The organism is Hydrogenobacter sp., assembly GCA_041287335.1.
In the GTDB taxonomy this organism is placed as follows: Bacteria; Aquificota; Aquificia; order Aquificales; family Aquificaceae; genus Hydrogenobacter.
Genome location: JBEULM010000003.1, coordinates 21,460 through 31,475, shown reverse-complemented (window position 1 = coordinate 31,475; position 10,016 = coordinate 21,460). Strand labels below are relative to the sequence as shown.

Here is a 10,016-nt window from a genome sequence, read left to right as displayed (position 1 = left end):
ACGAACTCGCTCATAATCTTTAGGACACGCCATGTATCACCCTGCTTTATTTTAAGCTCTTCTATAAGTCTTAGTTCCCTACTGTTCATTAAGATCCTTTACCATACCCTCAAGTTTGAGGAGTTCACCTTCCTGAGGGGCATTTACGTTCTTTGAAGGTTTAACTACAACCTTACTTTTTACTTTTCTCTTTGCCTTCTTTTTTTGTAGATATACTTTCTTATGGTGGGACTTGGCATAAGCCTGTTCATAAATAGGCTCTATAAAACTCATCCCCAAAAGCAGGAGTAGTACGAAACTTATCCACCTCATCGTGATACCTCCTTTGTCCCCCTCAGGGACAAGTTAGAACTATATATCAATACCCTTATGTCTGTCAAGCGCACTATAAGATCTTGCACTTGACCGAAAAATTTTGTATAATATTCTGTCTTGTTAGAGTAGCCAAGAGGTGGAGCGTTATGATACAGAGGCAGAGTTATGCGAACGTAGCTGACAATTCTGGAGCTAAGAGGGTTCAAATTATAGGCATACCTTACGCACCGAGAAAGTATGCAACGGTTGGAGATGTAGTGACCGTCACCGTCAAAGATGCTACACCCAACAGCCCTGCGAAAAAGGGAAAAGTTTATAGGGCTGTGGTTGTAAGGACCAAGAAGGAAGTCAGGCGTCCTGATGGGAGTTACATAAAGTTTGACGACAACGCTGTTGTTTTGCTAAATCAGTATGGTGAACCCTTAGGTACGCGTATACTCGGTCCCATAGCGAGAGAAGTTAGGAACAGAGGTTTTACCAAGCTCGCATCTCTTGCACCGGAGGTGGTTTAATATGGCGTCAAGGATAAGGAAAGGTGATACTGTTGTTGTGTTGAGAGGTAGAGAGAGAGGAAAAACGGGAGAGGTAATAAAGGTACTGAAAGAGGAAAATAAAGTGATCGTAAAGGATGTAAACATAGTTAAGAAACACGTAAAGGGTATTCCCAATGTGAGAGAGGGTGGCATATACGAGATTGAAGCTCCGTTGCATATAAGCAATGTAATGCTCTTGTGTCCCAAATGTAACAAGCCAACGCGTGTGGGATTCAGGGTGCAATGGGAAGGTGGAATCTTGAAAAAATATAGATACTGTAAAAAGTGCAACGAGAATATAGACTTAGTAAGGACAAAAGAGAGGGTAAAGGTATGAGCGTAGAAATAAAGTACGTACCGAGGCTATATGTTAAGTACCGGGATGAGGTAGTACCTAAGCTCGTAAACAGGTTCGGATATAAGAATCCTATGGAAGTCCCCAAAATAGTGAAGATAGTTGTCAATATGGGTGTGGGAGAAGCTGTACAGGACATAAAGCATTTAGAAAGAGCAATGGAGGATATAAAGCTCATAACCGGTCAGCATCCCGCGGTGAGAAGAGCCAAAAAGTCCGAAGCTGGTTTTAAGTTAAGGAAGGGTATGCCCGTAGGTCTTAAAGTCACTCTCAGAAAGGAGAGAATGTGGGACTTTTTAGACAAACTCATATCCATAGCTCTTCCAAGAGTAAAAGATTTTAAAGGACTAAACCCCAGATCCTTTGACGGGAGAGGAAACTATGCCTTTGGTATTTCCGAACAGATAGTGTTTCCGGAAATAGATTACGAAAAGGTGGATGCCATAAGAGGTATGGATGTTGTCATCCACACAAGCGCCAAAACGGATGAAGAAGCTCTGTGGCTTCTGTCTTTGTTGGGACTACCCATAAGAAGCTCTTAAGGAGGAAGTTATGGCTCGAAAGGCTAAGGTAGCTAAGGATATCAAACATTTTCCTAAGTACGACGTGAGGCACAAAAACAGGTGTCCTGTGTGTGGAAGACCGAGAGGTTTTATAAGGTACTTTAGTATGTGTAGGCTGTGTTTTAGAGAGCTTGCATTAAAGGGTGAACTGCCAGGAGTCAGAAAGGCAAGTTGGTAAGGAGGTTTGTAATGGATAGTATAGCGGACATGTTTTCGGCTATTAAAAACGCTATAAGCAGGAGAAGGGATTACGTGGATGTGCCTTCTTCAAAGATGAAGGAAGCCATATTGGAGCTTTTAAAAAAGGAAGGCTACATAAAGGATTGGGAAAGACTTCAAGGCGAGGGCTACACAAAGGGGACTCAATACATCCTTAGAGTGCATCTGAAGTACTTAGATCCGAGAAAACAGCAAAGCGCCGTAAGAGAGCTTTTGAGAGTTTCAAAACCCGGAAGGAGAGTGTATACACCCAAACACGCTATAAGGTATGTTCAAAAAGGTCTCGGAATAGCGATTCTTTCAACCGATGCAGGTGTATTGACGGATCATCAAGCGAGAAAACTTGGAAAAGGTGGTGAAGTTATAGCTTACGTTTGGTGAGGTGAAGCCATGTCAAGGATAGGTAAAAAACCCATTGAGATACCAAAGAACGTAAAGGTAAACATATCTGATGGCATTATAACTGTTGAAGGACCAAAAGGAAAACTCTCTATGAGTATCCATCCGGACATGAAAGTATACACAGATGGCAACTCAATTAAGGTGGAGAGATCTTCTGATGATCCCTTTCACAGAGCTATGCATGGAACTACGGCGGCGCTGATCAGAAATATGGTAAAAGGTGTTACCGAGGGGTTTACCGTTGGGCTTGAAGTAGTAGGGCTTGGATACAGAGCTTCCTTAAAAGGAGGGAATCTTGAGCTTAGTTTAGGACTCTCTCATCCAGTGGTTTTTCCCATACCACCAGATGTGAAGATAGAGGTGAAAGAAAATAAAATATACGTAAGCGGTATTGACAAACAAAGAGTCGGTCAAGTAGCTGCACAGATAAGAGCCTTCAGAAAACCAGATGCATATAAAGGTAAAGGTATAAGGTATGAAGGTGAAACTTTGAAACTGAAAGCTGGTAAAGCTGCAGGAAAGGGTAAGAAGTGAGGAGGTAAACATGGCAAAACTTAGCAGGCATGAGAAAAAAGAAAGGAGGCACAAAAGGATAAGGAAAAAGGTTTTTGGTACTCCCGAAAGACCCAGACTGTGCGTTTATAGAAGCATCCATAACTTTTATGCGCAGATTGTGGATGACACAAAAGCTCACACTTTGGTATCAGCATCCACAATAGATCCCGAATTTGTGAAGCTTTCTGGAAAGAGAGGTGGAAAGTCCATAGAGGATGTTAAAAAGTTGGCGGAAATATTGGTAAAAAAAGCTAAGGAAAAAGGCGTAAATAAGGTAGTTTTTGACAGAGGCGGTTTCCTTTACCATGGCAAGATAAAAGCTTTTGCTGATAGGTGCAGAGAGCTGGGACTTGAATTTTAAAGGAGGTTATTATGGGTGGTGTAGATCTTGAAAGGATCATTGATGAAAGAAGAAAAATCCAGGGCATTGTAGGTATTGAAGACGATCTTCAGATAGAAGAGAGACTCATATATGCCAAAAGAACAACGAGGGTCACAAAAGGTGGCAAAAGGTTCTCCTTTGGCGCTTTGGTTATAGTAGGTGACAAAAGGGGATTTGTAGGATTTGGTCTTGGTAAGGCAAGGGAGGTACCAATAGCCATAGCTAAAGCTATAGAAGATGGTAAAAAGCACCTTATAAGAGTACCCATAATAAACGGCACAGTTCCTCACGATGTAACGGGCGAGTACGGACCTACCCAGATAAAGGTTATACCGGCGAGGAGAGGGACAGGTATAGTGGCAGGAGGTGCAGCAAAACCCATCTTTGAACTTGCCGGATACACCGACGTTCTTACCAAGCTTCAGGGAAGTACGAATCCCAACAATGTGGTCAGAGCGGTCTTTGATGCACTCTTGAAGCTCAGATCCTTGGAAGACGTATCAAGAGAAAGAGGTATAGATCTTGAAGAGCTTCAGAGGAGGTATCACATATATGCGAGATGAAGGTATGATAAAGGTAACCTTAGTTAGGGGACTTGCAGGCAAACCGGAAGCTCATATAAAAGCTGTGAGAAGTTTGGGACTGAAAAAGTTGGGTCAATCAAAGGTGCTTCCCGACAATCCCGCAGTGCAAGGTAACATAAGGAAGGCATTTTACCTTCTGAAAGTAGAGAGGGTTTAAGGAGGCTTGACATGAAGTTGCATGAGCTTGCACCTAATGAAGGAGCTACTAAGGAGAAGAAGAGAGTAGGTAGGGGTATAGGTTCTGGACTTGGTAAAACTTGCGGTAAGGGACACAAAGGGCAAAAGACAAGATCAGGTGACAGGAATCTTCCGTCCTGGTTTGAGGGTGGTCAAACGCCTCTTCACAAGAGGATACCCAAAAGGGGATTCAGGAGCATAAATAAGGTAGTTTACTCTGTAGTTAACATAAAGACCTTAGAAAAGTACTTTTCTGATGGGGAGCATGTAAACCCGGAAGTACTTTACGAAAGGGGACTTGTTAAAAAGGGTATGCCTGTCAAAATTCTCGGCGATGGGGAACTAACTAAAAGGCTAAAAGTGAAAGCTCACGCCTTTTCCTCAAGTGCGAAAGAAAAGATAAAAGCTCTCGGAGGTTCTTGCGAGGTAATAACGTGGTAGAGTACATAAAACAGCTACTTGCACTTGAGGACTTCAGAAAGAGGTTTCTGTACACCTTGCTTATGTTTGCCATATACAGACTGGGAAGTCACATACCGCTTCCCGGAATAGATACAACAGCCTTAGAGGACTTTTTCAGGAGTTTTCAAGGCACCATCTTTTACCTTTATGATATATTTTCAGGTGGAAATTTGGGGCGTATGACCCTTTTTGCTTTGGGCGTAATGCCATACATATCTGCATCTATAATGATGCAGCTTCTTACAGTTGCAATACCTGAACTTCAAAGACTCGCAAAAGAGGAAGGTGATTACGGAAGGTATAAAATAAACCAGTATACCAGATATCTAACCGTTTTCGTAGCTTTCGTACAATCATTGGGCATATCCGTTTGGCTTCAGAATCAGGTCTCACCTCGAGGATTTCCCATAGTTCCGGAAAGTGGGCTTGTCTTTACATTGACTACGGTTATAGCGCTCGTATCATCTACGATGTTTCTCGTATGGGTAGGCGACAGGATAACGGAGAAGGGTATAGGTAACGGTATGTCCTTACTCATATTTGCAGGCATAGTAGCCAACTTTCCCAACGCTTCCATAAGGGTTGTGGAGATGCTCAGAAACGGTGACCTCTCTCCTTTTGCTTTTGTAGGTGCGATAATCTTTGTTGTTGCGGTAATAGTAGGTATAGTGTTTATGCAGGAAGCGGAAAGGAGGATACCCGTGCAGTACCCAAGAAGGCAGGTAGGAAGGCACGAAGTGGCAGGTGGTTCTACTTATCTTCCTATAAAGATAAATCCAGCGGGCGTTATTCCCATTATTTTTGCTCAGTCTCTGCTTATCATACCATCTACCGTCATAGGTTTTATAAACCATCCCATAGCGCGTATGTTTCACGACGCTTTCAATCCTACAACACCACTGTACAACTTCCTCTACGTGCTTTTCATAGTGTTCTTTACGTATTTTTACACAGCTGTACTTATAAATCCTGTGGATGTGGCGGATAACTTAAAAAAAGGTGGAGCTTTTGTACCAGGGGTTAGACCCGGTCAGGACACTCAAAAGCTCTTAGAAGTTATAATAAACAGGTTAGCCTTTATAGGCTCTATTTTCCTCAGCGTAGTGGCTATAATACCTATATTTATAAGCCTATGGCTCAAAGTACCCTTTTACTTTGGTGGTACTACAGCTCTGATAGTGGTGGGTGTAGCTCTTGACACGCTAAGTAAGATAGAGGCTCAGATGATACAAAAAAAATACGCTGGATATATGAGAAGGAGGGTGAGATGATCCTCGTATTTTTAGGACCGCCGGGTGCAGGAAAGGGGACTCAAGCCAAATTACTCTCTCAAGAGTTCGGTTTCAGACACATATCAACAGGAGATATGCTTCGGGAAGCGGTAAAAAACAAAACACCTCTGGGTCTCAAGGCAAAAGAGTACATGGATAGAGGAGATCTCGTCCCTGATGAGCTTGTGATCGCTATGGTAGAGGAAATTATTTTGCAAGAGAAGGATGTTGTACTTGACGGCTTCCCAAGAACCATAGGGCAAGCTTTATCCCTAAAGGATATGCTAAGAAAACACGCTAAAGATGTTGACAAAGTTTTCCTTTTTGATATTGACGATGAAATCGTTGTGGAGAGACTCTCTGGGAGAAGGGTCTGTCCAAATTGTGGTAGCGTTTATCACGTAAAGTTTAGCCCTCCCAAAAAGGATGAGATCTGTGATGTTTGTGGTACAAAACTAATTCAGAGGGAAGATGATAAAGAGGAAGTTATAAGGAGGAGGCTTGAGGTCTATAGAAGGCAGACAGCTGAACTTGTTGACTTTTATAAAAAGGAGAATAAATTAATTAGCTTAGACTCAAGGAAAGGTATAGAGGATCTTTACGGAGATATTAAAAAGGCAGTAGAGGATGATTGCTGAACTTTATTCTATTAAAGAGATAGAGAAAATAAAGAGAGCTTGCGATGTAGTAGTGGAAGTATTACAAACGGTTGCCCAGTATATAAAGCCTGGCATCTCCACTTTTGAGATAGACATCATAGCCAGAGAAGAGACAAAAAAGCGGGGTGCACGCCCAGCATTCCTAAACTACAAACCTCCTTTCAGTAAAGTTCCTTATCCTGCATCTATATGCGTATCTGTAAATTCCGCTGTAGTTCACGGACTTCCAAGAAAGGATCACATTTTAAAAGAGGGAGACTTGGTAAGTTTGGATTTTGGTGCTATAATAGATGGATACGCAGGAGATTCTGCTATAACTGTGCCTGTTGGCAGTATAAGCCAAAAGGAGGAATTACTGTTAAGGGCTACTAAGGAAGCTTTAGAGGAGGCAGTAAAGGTGTGCGTTCCAGGAAATTGGGTAAGTGATATTACGGGCGCCATACACAGAACCGCAGAAAAGTATGGCGTTTATCCAGTTAGAGGTTTAGGAGGTCACGGCATAGGCAGGAAGGTGCATCAAGATCCTTTCATTCCCAACAACTTAAAAGATATGGAAAAGAAGGATGTAAAATTGAGGCAGGGCATGGTAGTGGCTATAGAACCTATGTTTGCTATAGGAACGGAGGAAACAGTTCTGGACGGTGATGGTTGGACAGTTCACACTGCAGATGGGAGTCCTTCCGCACACTTTGAGTACACAGTAGCGATAACAAAAGACGGACCTATAGTGCTTACGGAGTTTACGCATGGGTAAGAAAAAGGAAGACAAACAGTACAAAGAAAAAGGTATAGTTCTTGAAGGCACAGTCACGGAAGCCTTACCCAATGCTATGTTCAGGGTGAAGTTAGACACAGGTCATGAGGTGCTTGCTCACGTTTCTGGAAAGATGCGTGTACATTTTATAAGGATCCTGCCGGGGGATAGGGTCAAAGTGGAGCTGTCACCTTACGACCTTACCAGAGGCAGGATAGTTTACAGAGCATGAAGGAGGTACGCTATGAAGGTAAAACCATCGGTCAAACCTATGTGTGCCAAGTGTAAGATTATAAGAAGGAAAGGGAGAGTTATGGTCATATGTGAAAATCCCAAACACAAGCAAAGACAAGGTTCTTAAGGAGGTAAAAATGGCGAGGATAGCAGGTGTTGACCTTCCCGACCACAAAAAGTTAGAAGTAGCTCTGACTTATCTTTACGGTATAGGCTGGTCAAGATCCAGGGAGATCTGTGAGAAAACAGGTATTCCTTGCAGTAAGAGGCTTGGCGAGCTAACTCCCGATGAGCTTAACACCATAAGGAAGTTTATAGAGCAGAATTACAGGGTTGAAGGGGACCTCAGAAGAGAGGTACAAATGAATATAAAAAGGCTTATGGATATGGGTTGTTACAGAGGTCTGAGGCATGCCAGAGGTCTTCCAGTGAGAGGGCAACAGACGAGAACCAACTCAAGAACCAGAAAGGGTAAAAGAAAAACAGTGGGTGGTACTAAAAAGAAAATAGCTAAGTAGGAGGTTTTTCATGGCTAAGAAAAAGGGACAAACAAAAAAGCAAAAGAGGACGGTAACGCAAGGTATAGTTAATATACTAAGCACATTCAACAATACTATAGTAAACATAACGGACCTTCAAGGGAACACTTTGACATGGGAAAGTGGTGGTACTGTAGGATTCAAGGGAACGAGGAAAAGTACACCTTACGCAGCACAACTTGCTGCACAGAAAGCTGCAAAAAGAGCCATGCAGGAATACGGACTTCAGGAGGTAGAGGTTAGGATAAAAGGTGCAGGAGCGGGAAGAGAATCTGCTTTGAGAGCCATATACGCATCTGGGCTGAAAATAAAACTCATAAGGGATGTCACTCCCATACCTCACAATGGGTGTAGACCACCTTCAAAGAGGAGGGTGTGAAATGAGCAGGTATATAGGTCCTTGGTCCAAGATAGACAGAAGGTTTGGCGCCGTTGTGTCAAATAAAAAGAGCGCAGGAAGAATACTTTCAAGGCGGAACTTTCCACCTGGTCAACACGGAAGGATAAAGGGAAGGAAGAGGAAACTCACCGAATTTGGGCTGCGCCTTATGGAGAAGCAAAAGCTCAAGTTCCTTTATGGGGGTATAAGGGAAAAGCAATTCAGAAGATACTTTGAAGAAGCGTCAAAAGCAAAGGGCAACACGGGACAAGTACTGATCCAGCTACTTGAAAGAAGGCTTGATAATGTTGTTTACAGGCTCGGTATGGCGGTAACGAGGAGACAGGCAAGACAGATGGTAGCTCATGGTCACATATTGGTAAATGGCAAAAAGGTGGATGTACCTTCCTACCGCGTGGATGTGGGTGATATAATAGAGCTAAAGCCCACCTCAAGGGATATACCTCAGTTTAGGGAGAATATAGAAAACATAGATCCAAGAAGTATCCCACCATGGTTAGAGCTGGATAAAGATAATTTCAGAGGCAAAGTACTTGACCTGCCTAAAGAAATACAGCTTGAGGTTCCTGTAAATGTTCAGTACATCATTGAGTTCTATTCAAGAGTTTAAGGAGGTTTAACATGCAAAGAGAGTTTCTCTTTCCCTCTAAGGTGTATTGGGAAGAGAGGGATAAAACGTACGGTAGGTTTGTAGTAGAGCCGTTGGAGAGGGGTTTTGGTATAACGCTTGGAAACTCCTTAAGAAGGACACTGCTTTCTTCCATTCAAGGTACTGCTGTAACAGCTGTAAAGATATATGGCATATATCACGAGTTTGCCCCTATAGAAGGTGTTCAAGAAGATGTCCTTGAGGTAATAGCCAATTTAAAGAGGGTGAGGTTTAATCTCAAAAATGCTGACGTGGAAACCCTTTATTTAAAAAAGAGTGGTGAAGGGATCATAACTGCGAGAGACATAACACTCCCTCCAAATGTGGAAATTGTGAACCCTGACCAGAAGATAGCGACTATCACGGATCCCAATAAGGAACTTCACATGGAAATAAAGATAGAGAGGGGATTTGGGTATCTACCCACCGAAGAGATGGAAGTTCTCGGCGAGGTAGGATGGATACTCGTAGACGCAGACTTTTCACCTGTCCGTCAAGTAAGTTTTAAAGTTGAAAAAACAAGGGTGGAAAAGCGGAGCGATTACGATAGACTCATAATGGAGATCACCACGGATGGAACTAAAACACCGGAAGAGGTTGTGAAGGAAGCCATTTCCATACTTGTAAGATATTTTTCAAGTTTAGAACACATATCTTACGAGCTTCCCAAAGTGGAAGAGCCTGTGGTTATAGACGAGTTTGCGGAGAAGCTCAGTCTCCCAGTAGAGGAGCTTGATGTGTCTCAAAGAGCGCTTAACTCCATAAAAAGGATGGGGATAAACACCATAGGGGATCTGGTAAAGCTCTCGGAAGAAGACTTAAAAGGGACTAAAAACGTGGGAAGGAAAGCTATAAACGAGATAAAGGAAGCCCTTAGACAGATGGGGCTTTATCTCGGCATGGATATAGAAAGTAGGAGGTAAGCTTAGCTGATGAAATGGGATAGGGTAAGTCCAAATACCG

Annotated in this window: 20 protein-coding genes; 19 read left to right on the top strand and 1 reads right to left on the bottom strand. The window is 42.7% G+C overall.

The window, feature by feature from the left end; genetic code table 11:
• Positions 1-78: 78 nt before the first annotated feature.
• A complete protein-coding gene (locus tag ABWK04_00395; GenBank protein ID MEZ0360342.1) occupies positions 79-312 on the bottom strand; it encodes a hypothetical protein in 234 nt (77 codons plus the stop codon).
• Between the two features lie 149 nt (positions 313-461).
• Between ABWK04_00395 and rplN the strand changes: the two genes are divergently transcribed.
• From rplN to ABWK04_00300, 19 genes are read left to right on the top strand one after another with little or no spacing between them, the layout of a single operon-like run.
• Positions 462-827 (top strand): 50S ribosomal protein L14, encoded by a 366-nt coding sequence (gene rplN / locus ABWK04_00390; protein ID MEZ0360341.1) that lies wholly within the window; start codon positions 462-464, stop codon positions 825-827.
• 1 nt (position 828) lies between these two features.
• The gene (rplX, locus tag ABWK04_00385; protein MEZ0360340.1) at positions 829-1,185 is read left to right on the top strand and encodes a 50S ribosomal protein L24; all 357 of its coding nucleotides are present in this window, start codon (positions 829-831) and stop codon (positions 1,183-1,185) included.
• Entirely contained in the window at positions 1,182-1,745 is a 564-nt protein-coding gene (rplE, locus tag ABWK04_00380) for a 50S ribosomal protein L5 (protein ID MEZ0360339.1), read from the top strand. The genes rplX and rplE overlap by 4 nt, the downstream gene beginning before the upstream one ends.
• Positions 1,746-1,755: 10 nt before the next feature.
• Complete coding sequence (locus ABWK04_00375; GenBank protein MEZ0360338.1) at positions 1,756-1,944, top strand: type Z 30S ribosomal protein S14; 189 nt, start codon at positions 1,756-1,758, stop codon at positions 1,942-1,944.
• Between the two features lie 11 nt (positions 1,945-1,955).
• Positions 1,956-2,366: a 30S ribosomal protein S8 gene (gene rpsH / locus ABWK04_00370; protein ID MEZ0360337.1), complete on the top strand. Its 411-nt coding sequence runs from the start codon at positions 1,956-1,958 to the stop codon at positions 2,364-2,366.
• 9 nt (positions 2,367-2,375) lie between these two features.
• On the top strand, positions 2,376-2,921 hold the full coding sequence (gene rplF, locus ABWK04_00365) for a 50S ribosomal protein L6 (GenBank protein MEZ0360336.1): 546 nt from the start codon (positions 2,376-2,378) through the stop codon (positions 2,919-2,921).
• Between the two features lie 10 nt (positions 2,922-2,931).
• Entirely contained in the window at positions 2,932-3,303 is a 372-nt protein-coding gene (gene rplR / locus ABWK04_00360) for a 50S ribosomal protein L18 (protein MEZ0360335.1), read from the top strand.
• Positions 3,304-3,314: 11 nt separating this feature from the next.
• Complete coding sequence (rpsE, locus tag ABWK04_00355; GenBank protein ID MEZ0360334.1) at positions 3,315-3,887, top strand: 30S ribosomal protein S5; 573 nt, start codon at positions 3,315-3,317, stop codon at positions 3,885-3,887.
• The gene (rpmD, locus tag ABWK04_00350; protein ID MEZ0360333.1) at positions 3,877-4,065 is read left to right on the top strand and encodes a 50S ribosomal protein L30; all 189 of its coding nucleotides are present in this window, start codon (positions 3,877-3,879) and stop codon (positions 4,063-4,065) included. The genes rpsE and rpmD overlap by 11 nt, the downstream gene beginning before the upstream one ends.
• An 11-nt stretch (positions 4,066-4,076) precedes the next feature.
• The gene (rplO, locus tag ABWK04_00345) at positions 4,077-4,526 is read left to right on the top strand and encodes a 50S ribosomal protein L15 (protein ID MEZ0360332.1); all 450 of its coding nucleotides are present in this window, start codon (positions 4,077-4,079) and stop codon (positions 4,524-4,526) included.
• Positions 4,520-5,818: a preprotein translocase subunit SecY gene (gene secY / locus ABWK04_00340; GenBank protein ID MEZ0360331.1), complete on the top strand. Its 1,299-nt coding sequence runs from the start codon at positions 4,520-4,522 to the stop codon at positions 5,816-5,818. The genes rplO and secY overlap by 7 nt, the downstream gene beginning before the upstream one ends.
• A complete protein-coding gene (locus ABWK04_00335; GenBank protein MEZ0360330.1) occupies positions 5,815-6,456 on the top strand; it encodes an adenylate kinase in 642 nt (213 codons plus the stop codon). The genes secY and ABWK04_00335 overlap by 4 nt, the downstream gene beginning before the upstream one ends.
• Positions 6,446-7,231 (top strand): type I methionyl aminopeptidase, encoded by a 786-nt coding sequence (map, locus tag ABWK04_00330; protein MEZ0360329.1) that lies wholly within the window; start codon positions 6,446-6,448, stop codon positions 7,229-7,231. Before ABWK04_00335 ends, map begins: the two co-directional genes overlap by 11 nt.
• Entirely contained in the window at positions 7,224-7,463 is a 240-nt protein-coding gene (infA, locus tag ABWK04_00325) for a translation initiation factor IF-1 (protein MEZ0360328.1), read from the top strand. Before map ends, infA begins: the two co-directional genes overlap by 8 nt.
• A gap of 12 nt (positions 7,464-7,475) precedes the next feature.
• On the top strand, positions 7,476-7,592 hold the full coding sequence (gene rpmJ, locus ABWK04_00320) for a 50S ribosomal protein L36 (protein ID MEZ0360327.1): 117 nt from the start codon (positions 7,476-7,478) through the stop codon (positions 7,590-7,592).
• Positions 7,593-7,602: 10 nt separating this feature from the next.
• Positions 7,603-7,983 carry a 30S ribosomal protein S13 gene (rpsM, locus tag ABWK04_00315; protein ID MEZ0360326.1) on the top strand — a complete coding sequence of 127 codons (381 nt, stop codon included), beginning with the start codon at positions 7,603-7,605 and terminating at the stop codon, positions 7,981-7,983.
• Between the two features lie 10 nt (positions 7,984-7,993).
• Positions 7,994-8,383, top strand: coding sequence for a 30S ribosomal protein S11 (gene rpsK / locus ABWK04_00310; protein MEZ0360325.1), 390 nt, complete (start codon positions 7,994-7,996; stop codon positions 8,381-8,383).
• A gap of 1 nt (position 8,384) precedes the next feature.
• Positions 8,385-9,014, top strand: a complete 630-nt coding sequence (gene rpsD / locus ABWK04_00305) for a 30S ribosomal protein S4 (GenBank protein MEZ0360324.1) — start codon at positions 8,385-8,387, stop codon at positions 9,012-9,014.
• Positions 9,015-9,025: 11 nt separating this feature from the next.
• Positions 9,026-9,976, top strand: a complete 951-nt coding sequence (locus ABWK04_00300; GenBank protein ID MEZ0360323.1) for a DNA-directed RNA polymerase subunit alpha — start codon at positions 9,026-9,028, stop codon at positions 9,974-9,976.
• Positions 9,977-10,016: the final 40 nt, after the last annotated feature.